The sequence below is a fragment of the Shinella zoogloeoides genome (assembly GCF_022682305.1).
Lineage (GTDB): Bacteria > Pseudomonadota > Alphaproteobacteria > Rhizobiales > Rhizobiaceae > Shinella > Shinella zoogloeoides_B.
This window is the reverse complement of record NZ_CP093528.1, coordinates 4,270,067-4,288,815: the sequence shown is the minus strand read 5'-3', so window position 1 is coordinate 4,288,815 and position 18,749 is coordinate 4,270,067. Positions and strand designations below refer to the sequence as shown.

At 64.1% G+C, this 18,749-nt stretch carries 17 protein-coding genes; 5 read left to right on the top strand and 12 right to left on the bottom strand.

The window, feature by feature from the left end; all coding sequences use genetic code 11:
- Positions 1–41 precede the first annotated feature (41 nt).
- The 5 genes from istA to MOE34_RS21250 all read left to right on the top strand — a co-directional run bounded on the left by istA (position 42) and on the right by MOE34_RS21250 (position 8,544).
- Entirely contained in the window at positions 42–1,538 is a 1,497-nt protein-coding gene (gene istA, locus MOE34_RS21270; RefSeq protein WP_431522392.1) for an IS21 family transposase, read from the top strand.
- A complete protein-coding gene (gene istB, locus MOE34_RS21265) occupies positions 1,535–2,293 on the top strand; it encodes an IS21-like element helper ATPase IstB (protein ID WP_242218626.1) in 759 nt (252 codons plus the stop codon). The genes istA and istB overlap by 4 nt, the downstream gene beginning before the upstream one ends.
- 81 nt (positions 2,294–2,374) lie before the next feature.
- Positions 2,375–4,198 carry a DUF1156 domain-containing protein gene (locus tag MOE34_RS21260; RefSeq protein WP_242219594.1) on the top strand — a complete coding sequence of 608 codons (1,824 nt, stop codon included), beginning with the start codon at positions 2,375–2,377 and terminating at the stop codon, positions 4,196–4,198.
- Between the two features lie 12 nt (positions 4,199–4,210).
- Positions 4,211–7,507 carry a DUF499 domain-containing protein gene (locus MOE34_RS21255; protein ID WP_242219593.1) on the top strand — a complete coding sequence of 1,099 codons (3,297 nt, stop codon included), beginning with the start codon at positions 4,211–4,213 and terminating at the stop codon, positions 7,505–7,507.
- Positions 7,508–7,650: 143 nt separating this feature from the next.
- Positions 7,651–8,544 carry a LysR family transcriptional regulator gene (locus MOE34_RS21250; protein WP_242219592.1) on the top strand — a complete coding sequence of 298 codons (894 nt, stop codon included), beginning with the start codon at positions 7,651–7,653 and terminating at the stop codon, positions 8,542–8,544.
- On the opposite strand, the gene MOE34_RS21245 is transcribed toward MOE34_RS21250, so the two are convergent.
- The 12 genes from MOE34_RS21245 to MOE34_RS21190 form a co-directional block, all read right to left on the bottom strand.
- Positions 8,539–8,778 (bottom strand): DUF2274 domain-containing protein, encoded by a 240-nt coding sequence (locus tag MOE34_RS21245; RefSeq protein WP_047167724.1) that lies wholly within the window; start codon positions 8,776–8,778, stop codon positions 8,539–8,541. The genes MOE34_RS21250 and MOE34_RS21245 overlap by 6 nt on opposite strands.
- 1 nt (position 8,779) lies before the next feature.
- A complete protein-coding gene (locus tag MOE34_RS21240) occupies positions 8,780–9,964 on the bottom strand; it encodes a TrbI/VirB10 family protein (RefSeq protein ID WP_242219590.1) in 1,185 nt (394 codons plus the stop codon).
- Positions 9,961–10,941, bottom strand: coding sequence for a P-type conjugative transfer protein TrbG (trbG, locus tag MOE34_RS21235; protein ID WP_242219588.1), 981 nt, complete (start codon positions 10,939–10,941; stop codon positions 9,961–9,963). The genes MOE34_RS21240 and trbG overlap by 4 nt, the downstream gene beginning before the upstream one ends.
- Positions 10,938–11,627, bottom strand: coding sequence for a conjugal transfer protein TrbF (gene trbF, locus MOE34_RS21230; protein ID WP_242219587.1), 690 nt, complete (start codon positions 11,625–11,627; stop codon positions 10,938–10,940). Before trbF ends, trbG begins: the two co-directional genes overlap by 4 nt.
- A complete protein-coding gene (gene trbL, locus MOE34_RS21225) occupies positions 11,624–12,985 on the bottom strand; it encodes a P-type conjugative transfer protein TrbL (protein ID WP_242219585.1) in 1,362 nt (453 codons plus the stop codon). The genes trbF and trbL overlap by 4 nt, the downstream gene beginning before the upstream one ends.
- 3 nt (positions 12,986–12,988) lie before the next feature.
- A complete protein-coding gene (trbK-alt, locus tag MOE34_RS21220; RefSeq protein ID WP_242219583.1) occupies positions 12,989–13,273 on the bottom strand; it encodes a putative entry exclusion protein TrbK-alt in 285 nt (94 codons plus the stop codon).
- Between the two features lie 10 nt (positions 13,274–13,283).
- Positions 13,284–14,063, bottom strand: coding sequence for a P-type conjugative transfer protein TrbJ (gene trbJ / locus MOE34_RS21215; protein WP_242219581.1), 780 nt, complete (start codon positions 14,061–14,063; stop codon positions 13,284–13,286).
- A gap of 5 nt (positions 14,064–14,068) precedes the next feature.
- Positions 14,069–16,519, bottom strand: coding sequence for a conjugal transfer protein TrbE (gene trbE, locus MOE34_RS21210; protein WP_242219579.1), 2,451 nt, complete (start codon positions 16,517–16,519; stop codon positions 14,069–14,071).
- A 14-nt stretch (positions 16,520–16,533) separates the two neighbouring features.
- On the bottom strand, positions 16,534–16,815 hold the full coding sequence (locus MOE34_RS21205) for a VirB3 family type IV secretion system protein (RefSeq protein WP_242219577.1): 282 nt from the start codon (positions 16,813–16,815) through the stop codon (positions 16,534–16,536).
- On the bottom strand, positions 16,815–17,147 hold the full coding sequence (locus tag MOE34_RS21200) for a TrbC/VirB2 family protein (protein ID WP_047167732.1): 333 nt from the start codon (positions 17,145–17,147) through the stop codon (positions 16,815–16,817). The genes MOE34_RS21205 and MOE34_RS21200 overlap by 1 nt, the downstream gene beginning before the upstream one ends.
- Complete coding sequence (trbB, locus tag MOE34_RS21195) at positions 17,144–18,127, bottom strand: P-type conjugative transfer ATPase TrbB (RefSeq protein ID WP_242219574.1); 984 nt, start codon at positions 18,125–18,127, stop codon at positions 17,144–17,146. The genes MOE34_RS21200 and trbB overlap by 4 nt, the downstream gene beginning before the upstream one ends.
- Before the next feature lie 168 nt (positions 18,128–18,295).
- Positions 18,296–18,745 carry a hypothetical protein gene (locus MOE34_RS21190; protein ID WP_045811390.1) on the bottom strand — a complete coding sequence of 150 codons (450 nt, stop codon included), beginning with the start codon at positions 18,743–18,745 and terminating at the stop codon, positions 18,296–18,298.
- Positions 18,746–18,749 lie beyond the last annotated feature (4 nt).

The window sequence follows — 18,749 nt, the reverse complement described above, 5'->3', positions numbered from 1 at the left end:
TCCTTCTGCAATGATCGCAGGAGGGACAGGGGATCTACACCGTGGAACTATATCTGAAGGTTCGTCTGGCTGTTTCGGAAGGGATGACGCAGCGTCAGGCGGCGAAGCATTTCAACATATCGCGCGACAGCGTGGCGAAGATGGTGTCGTATTCGACGCCACCCGGTTACCAGCGGCGATCACCGATCCGGCGTCCGAAGCTGGATGCGTTTGTTTCGACGATCGAGCATTGGCTCGACGAGGACCTGAAGGTGCCGCGCAAGCAGCGGCATACGGCCAGGCGGGTATTTGACCGCCTGCGCGACGAGTGCGGGTTCACCGGCGGCTACACGATCATCAAGGACTACATGCGCGAGCGGGATCAGCGCCGGCAGGAAGTGTTCGTGCCACTTGCCCATCCGCCGGGCCACGCGCAGGCCGATTTCGGCGAGGCGATGGTGGTGATCGGCGGTGTGGAACAGAAGGCCCGCTTCTTCGTGCTGGATCTTCCGCATAGTGATGGCTGCTATGTTCGGGCCTATCCGGCGGCGGTGGCCGAGGCCTGGGTGGACGGTCACATCCATGGATTTGCCTTCTTCGGGGGCGTGCCGCAGTCGATCGTCTACGACAACGACCGTTGCCTGGTCGCAAAGATCCTGCCCGACGGTACACGCAAGCGGGCGGTGTTGTTCAGCGGCTTCCTGTCCCACTACCTGATCCGGGATCGCTATGGGCGGCCGGGAAAGGGCAATGACAAAGGGAATGTCGAGGGCCTTGTGGGCTACGCCCGGCGCAACTTCATGGTGCCGATCCCGCAGTTTGCGACATGGGATGCGTTCAACGCCTTTCTGGAGGAGCAGTGCCGCAAACGCCAGCGCGACAGGCTGCGCGGCGAGAGCGAGACGATCGGCGAGCGCCTGCAGCGGGATCTGGCGGCCATGCGTCCATTGCCGACATCACCCTTCGATGCCTGCGATCAGGCCAGCACCAGCGTAACGGCCCAGTCCCTGGTGCGATACAAGACCAACGACTATTCCGTGCCGGTCGCCTACGGTCATCAGGACGTCTGGGTGCGGGGCTATGTCGACGAGGTGGTGATCGGCTGCCGTGGCGAGATCATTGCTCGCCATCCGCGGTGCTGGGATCGGGAAGACGTCGTCTTCGACCCTATCCACTACCTGCCGCTGATCGAGCAGAAGATCAATTCCCTGGATCAGGCCGCCCCTCTGCAAGGCTGGGACCTGCCGGAAGAGTTCGCTACGCTGCGCCGGCTGATGGAAGGCCGCATGGCCAAGCATGGTCGGCGGGAATACGTTCAGGTTCTGCGCCTGCTGGAGAGCTTCGAGCTCGCCGACCTGCATGCGGCGGTGAAGCAGGCAATCCAGCTCGGCGCAATCGGATTCGATGCGGTCAAGCATCTGATCCTGTGCCGGGTCGAGCGACGGCCACCTCGACTGGACCTGGCGATCTATCCCTACCTGCCGAGGGCGACGGTCGAGAAGACCTCGGCGAAAGCCTACATGCGGCTTTTGTCGTCTGATGCGGGAGAAGCGGCATGAGCACCGAAGCACCCGAGATACTGCTTGCCCACTATCTCAAGACCCTGAAGCTGCCGACCTTCCAGCGCGAGTATCAGAAGCTGGCCCGGTTATGCGCCACCGAGGGCGTCGACCACATCGACTACCTGTTCCGGCTTGCCGAACGGGAGATGATCGAACGCGATCGCCGCAAGGTCGAACGCCGGATCAAGGCGGCCAAATTCCCTGTCGTCAAAAGCCTCGACAGCTTCGACTTCACAGCCATCCCCAAGCTGAACAAGATGCAAGTGCTGGAGCTGGCACGTTGCGAGTGGATCGACCGCCGCGAGAACGTGATCGCTCTCGGCCCCAGCGGCACGGGCAAGACGCATGTCGCACTCGGCCTCGGACTGGCGGCCTGCCAGAAGGGGCTGTCCGTCGGCTTCACCACGGCCGCCGCCCTGGTCAGTGAGATGATGGAGGCGCGTGACGAGCGGCGTCTGCTCCGTTTCCAAAAGCAGATGGCAGCCTACAAGCTGCTGATCATCGATGAGCTGGGCTTCGTGCCGCTGTCCAAGACCGGCGCGGAATTGTTGTTCGAGTTGATCTCCCAGCGTTACGAGCGCGGTGCGACCATGATCACCAGCAATCTGCCTTTCGACGAATGGACGGAAACCCTGGGGTCCGAGCGTCTGACCGGCGCCCTGCTCGATCGCATCACCCACCACGTCAACATCCTCGAGATGAACGGCGACAGCTACCGTCTCGCCCAAAGCCGCGCCCGAAAGGCCGGCTGACGCCTTCTCTGAAAATCGCCGCGCGCGCCGGAGACCCCCGCTCGGGCTACGCCCTCCCGGCGGTCTCAGGCGCGCGCCAAGGTGGCCGACTTTTGCTCCGCCCCGTGGCCGGTTTTTACTCCGCCGTTGACAGTCGCGCCGGTAGCGGAGCATGAAACGGTTGCTTTCTCCGCCGAGCCGCAATGGAAGCCTGAACAACGTCAACCAGAGAATCCTCGCTGGTTTTCACCGCCAGCCTACGGAATGGAAACCTTCGGTGATTTGTTCACTGACCGGCAGTTGGTGGCCCTGAATACTTTTAGCGATTTGGTGCATGAGGTCCGATGGCAGATCGAGACGGATGCGCTCGCCAGTGGTATCTCTTCGGACCCCACACCGTTGCGTGACGGAGGCAATGGCGCCAAAGCCTATGCTGAAGCAGTCAGCGTGTATGTGTCGTTTGCGATTGATCGGCTTGCCGATGCTGGCAGTTCTATAGCCACATGGTCGTCATCGGAGTTTATCCGCTTCACATTTGCTCGGCAGGCGATCCCGATGACCTGGGATTTCGCTGAATGCAATGTCTTCAGCGATAGCACAGGAAATTATCTCGGCGCTGTCGATTGGGTCTGGAAGGCACTTTCTGGTCTGGGGCCGAATGCCTCCGGCACCGAGATTCAGCACGATGCGCAGAATGTGCGTTTGCCGGATGGGGCAGTCGTTTCGACCGATCCGCCATACTACGATAATATCGGTTACGCAGATCTGTCCGACTATTTCTATGTCTGGCTCAGGCGCAACATTAAAGATGTATATCCTGATCTCGGAAGCACCATCTCTGTTCCCAAAGAAGAGGAACTGGTGGCGACGCCATATCGCCATGGTGGGAAAGCGAAAGCTGAAGAGCACTTCCTCACGGGTATGACGTCGGCGATCTCGAGTCTCGCGCGTCAATCGTCATCGTCGTTTCCTGCTACGATCTACTATGCTTTTAAGCAGAGCGAGGTTGAACAGGATGGCTTGAGTTCGACGGGGTGGGCGACCTTCCTTCAGGCAGTGATTGAAGCGGGTTATGCGATTGTCGGCACTTGGCCTGTTCGCACGGAGCGTTCAGCCCGGACAATCGCTACTGGCACCAATGCTCTGGCAAATTCGGTCGTCTTGGTGTGCCGGAAAAAGGAGAGCACGGCGGAGGTCGTCACCCGTGCTGAGTTCATCCGCGCCCTGAAACGCGAATTGCCACCGGCGATCGCCGAGCTTCAAGCCGCCAACATCGCGCCAGCGGATATGCCGCAATCGGCCATCGGCCCCGGCATGGGCGTGTTCTCGCGCTACAAAGCTGTTCTCGAATCCGACGATAGCCCGATGAGCGTGAAGACCGCGCTCCAGCTCATCAATCGGGAACTCGATGAGTATCTCGGCGGCATCCAGGGCGAGTTCGACGCGGACACGCGATTTGCCATCACTTGGTTCGAGCAGAACGGGACCGGCAAGGGAGAGTACGGGATCGCCGACAATCTCGCCCGCGCGCGGGGCATCTCGGTCGATAGCGTCAAGCACGCTGGCATCGTTGAAAGCGCCGCCGGCAAAGTCCGCATTCTCGCCCGCGATGAACTCGACGAGGATTGGGACCCGGAAGACGACCGCCACCTGACGGTCTGGGAGTGCCTCCAGCATCTGGTCCGCCGGCATGAGGAGAACGGCATTTCCGACGACACCGCCGTCCTGCTCAAGAAGATCAGCGCCCAGGCCGAGGCCGTGAAGGATCTCGCCTACTGCCTCTACGACATCAGCGCCAACAAGCGGAAGGATGCGAAGGAGGCCACGGCCTACAACGCCCTAATCGCCGACTGGGCCGAGCTGACGAAGGCGGCGGCGGCCATCCACGATACGCGCGGCGATCGTCAGATCCGGCTGGATATTTAAGGGGGAACGGACGTGGCAAAAAGTACGCGCCAATATGTGTTTGAGGGTATGGAGCTGCTGCCTGCGGCGTTGATCCCCTTCGTTGAAAAGAGGCTCGAAACCTCGCTCAAGGGGCATTGGCAGGTCCAGGTTCTTGAGAAGCTGCCAAGCCTGCGTCCCAACAGCAGTGGCGAAGTTGGCTGGGACCAAGCCGCGTTGTTCAACGCGATGGATCGCTTCTGGAGCGAGGCGTTCAAGGCGGTGCTTGGCCGCGCCGAACGCTCGCTGGTCAATGAGCTAGGCGATGTCCGCAACAAGCTCTCGCACAACGAGACTTTCACCTACGACGACGCCGAACGCGCGCTCGATTCCATGCGGCGCCTGATGGAAGCGATCAGCGCCGGCGAGACGGCCGAGCAGCTCGGCAAGATGCGCGACACCATCCTGCGCACGAAGTTTACCGAGCTTCAGCGCAACGAAGAGCGGCGGAAAACCCAGCGTCTTGAGATTTCGGTCGAGACCGTGGCGGGACTGCTGCCGTGGCGTGAAATCGTCGAGCCACACCAGGATGTCGCCACCGGCGAGTTCCAGCAGGCGGAGTTCGCGGCCGACCTCGCCAAAGTGCATTCGGGGAGCGCGCCGCCGGAATACCGCGATCCGCGTCAGTTCTACAGCCGTACCTATCTGACGGAAGGCTTGAGCACCCTGCTGGTTGGGGCTGCGAAGCGGTTGTCCGGCAGCGGCGGCGATCCCGTGGTCGAACTGCAAACCAACTTTGGCGGCGGCAAGACGCACTCGATGCTGGCGCTCTATCACATGGCGGGGCCGACCCCGGTCCAGGACCTCTCCGGCCTCGATCAACTGCTGGAGAAGCAGGGGCTCAGCGTGCCGAATGCCATCAACCGCGCCGTGCTCGTCGGCACGTCGCGCGGGCCGCAGGACGTCCTCCACGCCGAGGGCGATCGGAAGATTCGCACCACATGGGGCGAACTCGCCTGGCAGCTCGGGGGCGCCGATGCCTATGCAATGGTTGCGGAAAATGACGCCAGCGGCATCGCGCCGGGCTCGAACCTACTGGAGGCGCTCTTCAAGAAATATGCGCCTTGCCTGATCCTGATCGACGAATGGGTCGCTTACCTGCGTCAGATCTACAAGGTCGAAGGGCTGCCCTCGGGATCGTTTGATGCCAACCTGTCCTTCGTCCAGTCGCTGACCGAGGCGGTCAAGGCCAGTCCCGGCACGCTGCTGGTCGCATCTTTGCCGGCCTCGCAGATCGAGGTTGGCGGCGAAGGAGGTCAGGAAGCGCTGGCGCGTCTCAAGCAGACCTTCAGCCGCGTGGAGTCCTCGTGGCGGCCAGCGAGCCAGGAGGAGAGCTATGAGATCGTCAGGCGGCGGCTGTTCAAGGACATCCCTGGCGACAAGTTCCATCACCGTGACAACACGCTGAAGCAGTTCGCCAAGCTCTACCGCGAGAACGCCAACGATTTTCCGCAAGGCTGCGCGGACGAGGATTACCGGCGCAAGCTGGAGAAGGCGTATCCGATCCACCCCGAGCTGTTCGACCAGCTCTATACGAGCTGGGGTTCGCTCGAAAAGTTCCAGCGCACACGCGGCGTGCTCCGCCTGATGGCGCAGGCCATTCACGAGCTATGGATGAATGCCGATCCGTCGGTGATGATCATGCCCGGCAGCGTGGCGGTAAGTTCGCCGCGCGTGGAGCCGGAACTGCTCCATTATCTTGACGTGAGTTGGCAGGCGATCATCGCCGGCGATGTCGATGGCACGACGTCCACGCCCTACAAGGTCGATCAGTCGGCGCCCAACCTGAACCGCTATTCGGCGACGCGGCGCGTCGCGCGCGCGATCTTCATGGGCACCGCGCCCACGGCGCAGCAACAGAACACCGGCCTCGACGACAAGCAGATCAACCTCGGCGTCGTACAGCCTGGCGAACGCCCGACGATCTTCGGCGATGCGCTCAGGCGGCTGACCAACCAGGCCAAGTTCATGCACGCCGATCTTGGCCGGTACTGGTACTCGATGTCGGCGAGCCTCAATCGTATCGCGGCAGATAAGGCCGCGCAGATCGAGGCAGCGCTGGTCGATGTGACGATCGATGCGGAACTCGGAAAATATGTGAACGGCCTTGCCGATCGCGGGCATTTCGATGCCGTGCAGGTCGCGCCAGCTTCGTCAGCCGAAGTTCCCGATGAAGCCGGCGGTGTTCGCGCCGTCGTGCTGGGTGTCAAATATCCCCACAATGGCCGCGATGGCTCTGACGCGCTGGTCGAGGCCAAGGACATTCTTACGCAGCGCGGCAGCACGCCGCGCGTCTATCGCAACATGTTGGTGTTTATTGCCGCGGAAAGCCGTCAGCTCGATCATCTGAAAGACGCTGTTCGTGCTTCGCTGGCCTGGGGGGAGATCGTCCGCGACACGGAGCGGTTGAACCTTACCCAGAGCGATAGCGCGTTGGCCAAGACGAAACTGGCCGAAGCGAACGAGACGATGAAGACCCGCCTGAAGGAGGCATGGTGCTATCTCCATTATCCCGCCCAGGAGAGCGCCCAGGCGGATTGGGAGTGGGTGTCGGGCAAGATCCCGGCTCAGGACGGTTTGTTGGCGCGGGCCAGCAAGAAGTTGGTGGCCGAGGAGGGCCTGCTCACGGAATTGGGGCCGTCGCGCCTCGACCGTGACCTCCAGAAATATATCTGGAACGACAAGCCGTGGTTGTCGCTGAAAGATCTACGGGAATATCTCAACCGCTACATCTATCTGCCACGCATCAAGGATCAGGGCGTCCTGGTCAAGGCTGTGCAGGCTGCCGTGAACGGCATGTTGCCTGGCCCCTTCGCCTATGCAGAGCGATGGGACGAGAAGTCGGACACCTATCTGGGGCTGGCGATCGAGCGCGCGGTAAGCGCCGTGGTCGTGATCGACGGCGATAGCGTCATCGTGAGGCCAGAGGTGGCCGAGGCGCATCGGCCGGCTCCCGTGCAGCCTGGGTCCGGCGACGCTACCCCAGGAACCGGCGGCAGCACGCCGGCGCCTGATGGCCAGCCTGCGGATGACGTGCCCTCGGCTCCGCAACCGGAAAAGAAGCCGACGCGCTTCTCGGGCGCCGTGATGATCTCACCGGAGCGTCCGGCCCGAGACATCCATCAGATCGTCGAAGCAATCGTCGAGCAACTCACCACGTTGCCGGGCAGCCAGGTGAAGATCCGGCTCGAGATTGACGCCGAAGTGCCGGACGGTCTCGATCGCGCCAAGGTTCGGACGCTGGTCGAGAATGCCAATACACTTGGATTCATAGAGAAATCCGTAGAGTGATAGCCGGTCGGCGCTCTCTGGTATGGCCGGGGAGCGCCGACGAACTTTGTCGCCACGCTGGGAAATCGCTTTGACAAGCCTCGCAGCGTCTTTGTCAGGCATTCGGGATAAGGGGGCTCCCCGGACGATTTCCAGGTGTGAGTATGAACTTTCGACATCTGCGGTATTTCGTGGCGGCTTCCGAGCATGGGAGTTTCCGCAAGGCGGGCGTAGCGTTGGGCGTACAGGAGTCCACGATCAGCCGCCGGATTCGCGACCTGGAAGACGGGCTCGGCTCTGCGCTGTTTCACCGTCACAGCGGCGGTGTATGTCTGACCGTTGCCGGACAGCGGCTCTTGTCGAAAGCCCAAAAGGTTCTTCGATACATCAATGAAGGCGCGGAGATCGTGGACGCGGTGGGTCGCGGCACGGAAGGTCAATTGCGCGTGGGCATCTTCTCGTCCCTGGCCTCGGGGTTTCTGCAAGATCTTCTCCGGACCTTCGCGGCAGAGCACCCCGGCGTGCATGTCGAGGTTGCTGACGGCAATCCCGCGGAGCATGTCGCCGCGATCCGGCAGTTCCGGTTGGACATCGCCTTTCTGACAGGGACGTTGGAGTGGCCTCGATGCGAGACTACCTATCTCTGGTCGGAACGTGTTTTCGTGGTGCTGCCGGAAGCACATGCCCTTGCCCGGAAGGAGGAGGTGAAGTGGCATGATCTGGCGCACGAGACCTTCATCGTCAGCGATGTACCGCCGGGCCAGGAGGTCCATGATTATCTGGTCCAGCGGGTCGCCGATCTCGGCCATCACCCGAAGATTCAGGCGCAGTTTGTCGGGCGTGACAATCTGCTGACGCTCGTCGCGATCGGCAGCGGGCTTACGGTCATGAGCGAGGCGGCGACAGCAGCCCATGTGCCGGGTATCTGCTATCGGCCGATTATCGGCGAAGTCCTTCCCTTCAACGGCGTGTGGTCGCCAAAGAACGACAATCCGGCGCTCAGGCGCTTTGTCAGCATGGCGAAGATGATGGCGCGTCGTCAGGGCGTGGATTTATGAACTGGCATCGCCCGCGGGCTTCGCGCGCCGGGCCTTGGCGAACCCGCGATCGGTGGCGATGAAGCGCTCCAGCATCGGTACAATCAACTGGACGGGATCGCGCACAGGCTGGCCGGTCTGCCTTCCCAGCAGCTCGGCATATGCCGCGAGATCCCGGTGGAGCGAAGCGGGCAGTTCCAGCGTGGCCTTCACCGGCTTTTCCTCGGTGATCGGGCCGAGCTTCAATTTCGTCATGTCAGCCTCCGTAAGGTTCGAGGACGAGATCGCGGGTGACGATCACGCGGACAGGGAATCCGGGCCGGATCGTCAGTGTCGGCGCGACGTTGAGCTGGCGCCGAACGATCTGCTGCCCGGCATCATTGATCGTGTCCTGGCCGCCATTGCGGATGGCGCGCAGAAGCCGGTCCTGGTCATCGATGGCAAGCTCAGACCCGACTGACAGAAGCGTCGAGAGCCCCGCCGCTTTGGCGAGATCCCACCAATGGTAATCGACGCCGTCTTCCAGACCGGCATAGCCCTGGGTATCGGCTCCGGGCTGACGTTCGAGCACAATGGACCGGCCGTTCGGGAGAATGAGCCTGTTCCAGACGAGAAGCACGCGGCTCTGCCCGTATTGGACGCTATTGTCGTACTGGCCGATGATCCGCGTGCCCTGTGGGATGACGAGGATGCGCCCGGTCGGGCTATCGTAGATATTCTCCGTCACCTGCGCGGTGACTTGTCCAGGCAGATCGGAGCGGATGCCGGTGATGAGGGCGGCCGAGATGACCGCGCCCGCCTGGAGGACATAGGGCGATGCTGGCGCCATGATGCGGTCGGCCGCAGTGGTGCGGCGGTCGACGGGAGCATTGAGGAATGCGAGTTGTCGATCTTGAGCCGTCTCGGCACCTGGTTGTGTGCCAGCTCCCGCGCCGGCAAATCCCGGGACATTCGGGCCAGCGGTCGCCGACGTTGCGGCCGGACCGGCCTGGAAAAACACGCGGCTGGTGCGTGCGGCCTCCAATTCGGCGAGGCGACGTTGTTCCTCAGGATCAGGCCCCGGCGCCGCCATGGCGGGCGGCACGACAGGATGCCCCTGATTTTGCGCGCTGACGATCGGGCGGCCGAGGTCTCCAGGCAGCGCCGGGCCGAGGACCGGGCCGGTGTAATCGCGTGGCAGGCCGGCCAGGCCGTCGGCCGTGGTGCGGTTGTCGGTCGAATAGAGTTCGTCGGCGCTCTTGCCGGGGTCACGGGTCTGGAGCGCGTAGATGAGAGAGCCGCCGATACCGACGAGGGCAACTGCGGCGACGCCGGCGAGCACTTTGCGCGACAGCCGGGTGACACGCGGAGGTTCCGCCCGCAGGCGCATGGACGATGACGTATCGACGGCGGGCGTCGATTGGTCCAGCGGTTCGGCATTGTCGTGGTCGGTGTCGCTCATGATGCAGGTTTCCCATCGGTTCGCACGATCCTGACGGTCTGCTGCTGCTTGCCGCTGCCGAGGCGCAGTTCGGCGGCTCCGAAGATGCGGTCAACGATCAGGATGTTTTGGTAAATGCGGCTGTTGACGAGCTGCGGCTCGCCGTCGGTGCCGAGGACGAAGATCGGCGGCATCTCTCCTTGAGCGATGCCGCGTGGAAATTCGACATACACACGCCTGCCGTCGTCATAGACGGCGACCGGCCGCCAGGGCGGCGTGTCGCCGGTTATGCCGTAGCGGTAGTGACGCGCGGCGGCAGTGGGAATGATAGGCGTCGCAGGGACCGTTCCGCGCTGCGATGCCGGTAGCGCGGGATAAGCCCATGCAACGGCCGGCATATAGGGTTTCGCCTCCGCCCTCAGCTCAAGCATGTAGATGCGGCGGTCAGTCGTGATGACCAGGTTCGTGGTGATGTCGGGGCGCGTCGGTTTGACGAGGATGTGGACGCGGCGCGAGAGGCCGGAACCGCTTTCGGTATCACCGATGATCCAGCGGGCGGTGTCACCGGCGGCGATTGGACCTGCGCCGGTCAGGCTTTCGCCCGGCTCGAGCGCGATGTTGGTGATCTGGCCGGGCGCGGCATAGACTTGGTAAAGCGCGCCTTCGCTCCAGGGATAGATCTGGATGGCGTTATAATAGCCCTCGCGTCGCGGTTCGACACGCGCCGCAGCATTGGCGTTTTCCACGCGGCCGCTCGGCGTATTCGCGGCGGTTCCACCATGCGCGACCGTCCAGGCAGGAGGCGTGTGCAGCGGACGCGGCGGCTGTTCCGTGACCGCCGCCGGCACCGCTGGGAGCGGCGGCACGTCACTGTCGTAGCTGATGGTGGGTGGTTTGAAGGTCGCGCAGCCCGCCAGCATCGTTGCCGAGAGCAGCATCATCGCCAAAGCGGATTTACGGAAAGCCGGAGAGCCGGACATGCGCAGAGACGTGCTCATTGGGACATCTCCCGCGACCAGTTGATGGCGTTGATGTAGATGCCGAGCGGATTGGAGCGCAGCCGGTCTGCGTCGCGCGGCGTCTGGATGACGATGGTGAGGATGGCGGTCCATCGCTCCGTGCCCGCGAGCTGGCCATTCTCGTAACGCTTCTCGGTCCAGGCCACGCGGAAGGAATCCGCCGATGCGCGGATGACGCTCGAAACCTCGACGGCGATCTGCTGTTTGCCGACCTTGGTGAAGGGATCGTTGGTGCGGGCATAGTCGTTGAGCGCACCGGCGCCGCGATCCGTGGTCCAGTCATAGGCGCGCAGCCAGTTCTGGCGCACGATGATCGGATCGGCCGGGATGCTTCTGACCTGCTCGATGAAGCGGGCAAGATGCCAGGCCACTTGCGGATCGGTCGGCCGGTAGTCGGCCGACGCCGGTGCAACGGACTGCGCCTGGCCGAGTCGATCGACCTGCACTACCCAGGGAACGACGGTGCCGCGCGCCGACTGCCAGACCAGCGCGGCGGCGAAGCCGGCCGACAGGAACAGTGAGCCGAAGGCCATGATGCGCCAGTTTCTGGCCTGGACGCGGGCCGAACCGATGCGATCGTCCCAGACCTGCGCGGCGCGCTGATAGGGTGTTTCGGGTTCGGGCGATTTCCCATAATGGGCGGCGGGTCGTTTGAAGAGGCTCATGAGCGGTTACTTTCGGAGAGATTGATGGAAGAGCCGCCGCCATGGCTGTCGCCGGATTTGACGGCGTGCGCTGCGAGGGTGGCTCCGTGGCTGAGGGACTGATGGCGCTTCATGCGCTTGGCCCAGTCGGGCGGACCGTCGCGGGGCGCTCCGGCTGCGGTTTCGCCTGCGGAGCCTGAGCCGGGTATCGTGCTCATGGTCGAGGAGCCGCCTGTCGCCCCGAAGCCTGTCTTCGCACCTTCGGAGAAGCTGGACTTGACGCCTTCGGCGGCGCGCGCCGTCGCGCGTCTCAGGGGCGACACGGCGGCTGCTCCGGCCGCGCGAGCGACACCGCCGAGACCAGAGGCGACACCGGCTGCGCCAGACTGGCCGAGCGAGCCGACGCTGTAGGCCGCGGCGGCTCCGCCTGCCGCTGCCGCTCCGCCCCGCACGGCGGCAGCGCCGCCGGACATCGCAGCCGCTCCTCCCTTCAGGGCAAGGCCTGCCGCGCCACCAGCTGCGAGTGCTGCACCACCGACGGCAAGTCCGGTGCCAACCGCCGCACCGGCGCCGAGTTGTGGTCCGCCGCTGACAAGACCGGCAGCGATGCCGGGGCCGAAGATGCCAAGCCCGAGTAGCGATAGCGCGGCAAGGACAATCGCCATGGCGTCGTCGATGGTGGGCGTTGCGCCGCCGAAGCCGGCCGTAAACTGGCTGAACAGCGTTGAGCCGATGCCGATGATGACGGCGAGCACCAGCACCTTGATGCCGGATGAGACGACATTGCCCAGCACGCGCTCGGCCATGAAGGCGGTTTTGCCGAACAGGCCGAACGGGATGAGGACAAAGCCCGCCAGCGTCGTCAGCTTGAATTCGATCAGGGTAACGAAGAGCTGGATCGCGAGGATGAAGAAGGCGAGCAGCACCAACGCCCAGGCGAACAGCAGGCAGGCGATCTGGATGAAGTTCTCGAAGAACGCGATCCAGCCCATCAGGTCGGAGATGGATTCGAGCAAGGGGCGCGCGGCGTCGAGCCCGGTCTGCGCGACCTTGCCGGGTCGCATCAGATCCTGCGCGGTGAAGCTAGTGCCGGAAGCCTTGAGGCCGAGGCCCGCGAACGAGTCGAAGACGATCTTGGCGAGGTTGTTCCAGTTGCCGATGAGATAGGCGAAGACGCCGACGAAGAGCGTCTTTTTCACCAGCCGGGCGATGATGTCGTCTTCCGCGCCCCAGCTCCAGAACAGGGCGGCAAGCGTCACATCGATGACGATCAGCGTTGTGGCGATGAACGCGACCTCGCCGCCGAGCAGTCCGAACCCGCTGTTGATGTAGGAGGTGAAGACCCCGAGGAAATTGTCGATGACACCTGCGCCGCCCATGGTTCACCGTCCTTCTGTTGTCGGGACGGCAGGCGCCGGGGGGCGGCCGAGGAAGCGATCGCGGCTCTCGGCCCAGATACGCATGCAGTCGGTATCGCTCGCCGCTGCCTGGCCAAGCTGCTGGCACCGGCGCTGCCCTTCGCGGAGCGCATCGCGCTTGGGTTCGACAGCGTGGACGCGCTCCGTTTCAGGGGCCGCGTCCTTCCGGGTCATCTCGATCGCCGTCGCCGTGATGGCGAGCGATACGAAAACGATGGCGCCCAGCCGGACCAGCATCTTGCCGTCCATGGCCGCGACCTCAGTTGCCGTTACCGAACATCTGCGCGTTGCCGGGCTGATAGCCCGCGCCCGGCGTGAGGAAGCGGCGGCGCTGCTCCCGGCCTTGATCGGCCGCCGCCGCGCGCTCCGCGTCAGTCAGCGCCGTGGCCCGGCCGTTGGCGGAGATCAGCGCGATCAGGTCGGAGAGCTGCTGCGATTGCAGCGCGAGAAGCTGATTGCCGGCCTGTGTCGCCTGCAACGCACCCTGCGCGCCCTGGCTCTGGCTGACGAGGTTCGACATCTGCGTGCGATTGCTGTCGATATTGCCGACGACGCCGGCCTGAATGCGCATGGCGTCCTGCAAACCGCCGACGGTGTTCTGCCAGCGCGAGCGAGCGTCGGTGATGAGCTTGGCGTCCGACGACGACAGTGAGACGCTGCCATATTGCTGCTGGAACATCCGATCGACGTTCTGAACGTCGAAGGCGATGTTCTGCGCCTGGCTGAGGAGCTGCTGGGTGCGCTGGACGTTCTGCTGAATCTGCTGGAGCGCCGAGTACGGCAGATTCGCCAGATTCTTGGCCTGGTTGATGAGGCTCTGCGCCTCGTTCTGAAGCGAGCGGATCTGGTTGTTGATCTGCTCGAGGGAACGCGCCGCCGTCAGGACGTTCTGGGCGTAGTTGGTAGGGTCATAGACGATACCGCCGAAACCGAATTGCGCGTGCGCTGGCGCGGTCAGCACCGGCGATGCGGCGAGCGGTATCGCCAGGATGAAGGCCGCGAGCGACAGCGCGCGCGGGCGTGAACGAAGCGTATTCATGGTCATTACTCCTTCTCGGACTGCTGGGGGGTAAGGTTCGTGAGGTCAGGGATGAGGTCTGCGGCCCACTCGGCGCCGCGCAGGCGCAGCCAGGCGGCGAGAAAGCCCTCGCGGCCATGCTCGGCGACGGTGCGCGCGATCTCGGACTGATCGGTCTTGGAGGAGGTGGCGGCGAGCGCGAGGCCGACTTCGGAAAGGCCCAGCTCGAACAGGCGATTGCCGCGCCGCGACTGGCAGTAATAGTCGCGCTTGGGCGTGGCCCGCGCGAGGATTTCGATCTGGCGGTCGTTGAGACCGAAGCGCCGATAGATCTCCGTGATCTGCGGCTCGATCGCGCGTTCGTTCGGCAGGAGGAGCCTTGTCGGGCAGCTCTCGATGATGGCCGGGGCGATGTTGCTGTTGTCGATGTCGGACAGCGACTGCGTGGCGAAGATGACGCTGGCGTTTTTCTTGCGCAGCGTCTTCAGCCACTCGCGCAATTGTCCGGAGAAGGCATCGTCGTCGAGTGCGAGCCAGCCCTCGTCGATGATGAGCAGCGTCGGCGAGCCGTCGAGACGGTCGCCGATGCGATGGAAGAGATAGGCGAGGACGGCGGGTGCCGCGCCAGTCCCCACCAGTCCCTCGATCTCGAACGCCTGCACCGATGCCGAGCCGAGATGTTCGGCCTCGGCGTCGAGTAGCCGCCCATAGGGGCCACCCACGCAATATGGTCGCAGGGCCTGCTTCAGGTCGTTCGATTGGAGCAACACCGTGAGGCCGGTGATCGTGCGCTCCTCGACCGGCGCCGATGCGAGCGAGGTCAGCGCCGACCAAAGGTGCTCCTTCACCTCGGGGGTGATCGCGATGCCCTCGCGGATCAGGATGGAGACGATCCAGTCGGCCGCCCAGGCGCGTTCGGGCGTGTCGTGAATGCGCGCGAGCGGTTGCAGCGAGACCGAGGAGTCCACGCCCTCGGTGAGATCGCCGCCGAGATCGTGCCAATCACCGCCCATGGCGAGCGCGGCGGCGCGGATCGAACCGCCGAAGTCGAAGGCGAAGACCTGGGCACCGGCGTAGCGCCGGAACTGCAAGGCCATGACGGCTAGGAGCACCGATTTGCCGGCGCCGGTCGGGCCGACGACGAGCGTGTGACCGACATCGCCGACATGGAGAGAAAACCGGAACGGGGTCGAGCCCTCGGTCTTGCCGAACAGCAAGGGGGGCGCTCCGAAATGCTCGTCCCGTTCCGGCCCCGCCCACACCGCCGAGAGCGGGATCATGTGGGCGAGATTCAGCGTCGAGATCGGGGGCTGGCGCACGTTGGCGTAAACATGTCCCGGCAATGAGCCCAGCCAGGCATCGACGGCATTGATCGTTTCAGCCATGGCCGTGAAGTCGCGGCCCTGGATGACTTTCTCGGCGAGGCGAAGCTTCTCGTCGGCAATTCGGGGATCGTTGTCCCATACCGCGATCGTCGCGGTGACATAGGATTGGCCGGCGTAGTCAGCGCCGAGTTCCTGGAGGGCGAGATCGGCGTCCGCCGCCTTGTTCGAGGCGTCGGTATCGACCAGCGCGGACGCCTCGTTGGTCAGCACCTCTTTCAGGATTGCGGCGATGCTTTTGCGCTTGGCGAACCATTGGCGGCGGATTTTGGTCAGCAGCTTGGTCGCGTCGGTCTTGTCGAGCAGGATGGCGCGCGTCGACCAGCGATAGGGGAAGGCGAGCCGATTGAGATCGTCGAGGATGCCGGGTGTGGTCGCGGTTGGGAAACCGACAATGGTGAGAACGCGCAGATGCGCCGTTCCGAGACGCGGCTCCAGGCCGCCGGTGAGCGGTTGGTCGGCGAGCAGCGCGTCGAGATAGACCGGCGTTTCGGGCACGCGGACGCGGTGCCGTTTGGTCGAGACGGTCGAATGGAGATAGGTTAGGGTCTCGCTGCTATCGAGCCACTGGCATTCCGGCATAAAGCCGTCGAGCAGCGCCAGCACGCGATCGATGCGGTCGACAAAGGTGTTCAGGATTTCCTTCGGATCGATGCCAGCGCGTTCGCGGCCCTCATAGAGCCAGGCTTCGGTGCGCGCGGCGTCCTCGGCCGGCGGCAGATAGGTGATGGTGAGATAGTAGCCGGAGACGTAATGCGCGCCGGCCTCCTCGAAATCGGCTTTGCGCTCGGCATCGAGGAGCGCCGCGGCTGCGTCGGGAAACAGGTCTGCCGGATAGATCGACGCCTCGTGCCGCTGCGCCTCGACGAAGATAGCCCAACCCGATCCGAGACGGCGGAAAGCGTTGTTGAGCCGCCCGGCGACGGCGACCAGTTCGGCAGCGACCGCGGAGTCCAGATCAGGGCCGCGGAAACGGGCCGTGCGCTGAAAGCTGCCATCCTTGTTAAGCACGACGCCCTCGGCGACGAGCGCGACCCAGGGCAGATAGTCAGCGAGGCGGGTTGCGGTGCGGCGATATTCGGCAAGATTCATCATGGCGATGCGCCTCCTCAGACGGACAGATGAGCGGGGATGCGCAGGTGGCGGCGGCCGACCTCGACGAAGAGCGGATCGCGCTTTGCAGCCCACACGGCTGCGATATGGCCAACGACCCAGATCAGCAGACCCACGAGCCAGAGGCGCAGGCCGAGGCCCACGGCTCCGGCCAGCGTGCCGTTCAGGATGGCGAGCGCGCGCGGTGCGCCGCCGAGCAGAATGTGCTCGGTCAGCGCCCGGTGAACCGGGACGGTGAAACCCGGCACCGCGTTGAGTTGTTCGAGCGCCGCCGCCATCAGACCAGCGCCCCGCCGCCGAATGAGAAGAACGACAGGAAGAAGCTCGACGCCGCAAACGCGATGCTGAGACCGAAGACGATCTGGATCAGCTTCCGGAAGCCGCCGGACGTGTCACCGAACGCCAGCGCCAGGCCAGTGGCGATAATGATGATGACGGCGACGATCTTGGCGACCGGCCCTTCGATGGATTCGAGGATTTTCTGGAGCGGTGCTTCCCACGGCATGGACGAGCCGGAGGCATGGGCGGCGGGAACGAGGACGAGGTTGATGTAGGTGAAGGCGGCGGCCGTCGCGGCATAGCGGCGAACGCGCATAGTGGTGCGGATCATGTTGGCGCTCCTGTGCGGTCAAGGGTTGCGGGGGTGATGGCGTAGTCGCCGTCCGGGCCGAGCCCTTCGACACGGGCGAGTTCGGCGAGCCGGCGCGCGGAGCCGCGGCCGGAGAGGACGGCAACGAGATCGATGGTCTCGGCGATCAGGGCGCGCGGGACCGTGACGACGGCCTCCTGGATGAGTTGTTCAAGGCGGCGCAGCGCGCCGATGCCGCTCCCGGCGTGGATCGTGCCGATGCCGCCGGGGTGCCCGGTTCCCCATGCTTTCAGGAGATCGAGAGCTTCAGAGCCGCGCACCTCGCCGATGGGAATGCGATCGGGGCGCAGGCGTAGCGAAGAGCGGACCAGCTCCGAGAGCGTGGCCACTCCATCCTTGGTCCGCATGGCGACAAGATTGGGCGCGGCGCACTGAAGCTCGCGGGTATCCTCGATGATGACGACGCGATCCGCCGTCTTGGCGATCTCGGCCAGAAGCGCATTGGTCAGCGTGGTTTTGCCAGTGGAGGTGCCGCCCGCGACAAGGATATTGGCGCGCGCCATCACGGCTGCGCGTAGCGTCGCCGCCTGGTCGGCGAACATGATTCCGGCGGCCACATAATCGTCGAGCGTGAAGATTGCGACGGCGGGCTTGCGGATGGCGAAGGTCGGTGCGGCGACAACGGGTGGCAGCAAGCCCTCGAACCGCTCTCCCGTCTCAGGAAGCTCGGCCGAGACTCGCGGGCTGCGCGGATGCACCTCGACGCCGACATGGTGAGCAACCAGCCGCACGATGCGCTCGCCATCGGCGGGCGACAGCGTCTCACCCGTATCGGCCAGCCCTTCGGAGAGGCGATCTACCCAGAGACGGCCGTCCGGGTTCAGCATGATTTCGACGACGACCGGGTCTTCGAGAAGATGGGTGATGGTCGAGCCGAGCGCGGTGCGAAGCATGCGCGCACCGCGCGCGAACGCCTCCGGCTTCTGGCTGATATTGGTCATTCCTGCCCCGCTTCCTGACGGGGCTGGAAAAGAGGGTCCCCGGATCGGGGTGATTAAAAGAGCCGCGAATTGAGCCGATTCAACAAGTATCGACCGTCGTAGCAGCGTGGCGTGCAAATACAGGAGAACGGCGGTCGGACGATGCTATTGATCCACGCGCGCTGAAGCCTATGGATCGCTCTCTGTCGCGTTCGGCGGCGACTCGCCGACATCTTCAACGATCTCCTGCCGAAGTTTCGGTCCCTGAGCCAAGCGCCGTCCAAGGGCCGCGATGAACGCCTCGTAGCGCTTCCCGACCATGGCGCGCGCTGCCTGGGCTGCGGGCTCGGGCAGCGCCGGCGTCGTGTTGAGCCAGAACCGGATGAATACGGCCATGGTCTCGACGGAGATCCCGATGTCGCGCTCCATGCGGTTGAGACGGCGATCGATCTGGTCGAGGCGTTTGGCGATCACTGCTTCACGCCGCTCCGCGTCGTCCGGCGACAGGAAGGACGCGATGGCGGCCTCGGCGATCAGGGAGAGCGGTTGTTCGCGACGGCCTGCATAGTCCGATAGCGTCGCCATGATGTCGGGGTCGAGATAGACGGAAATCGGCACCTTCTTCTTGCGTCCGGGCATGGTG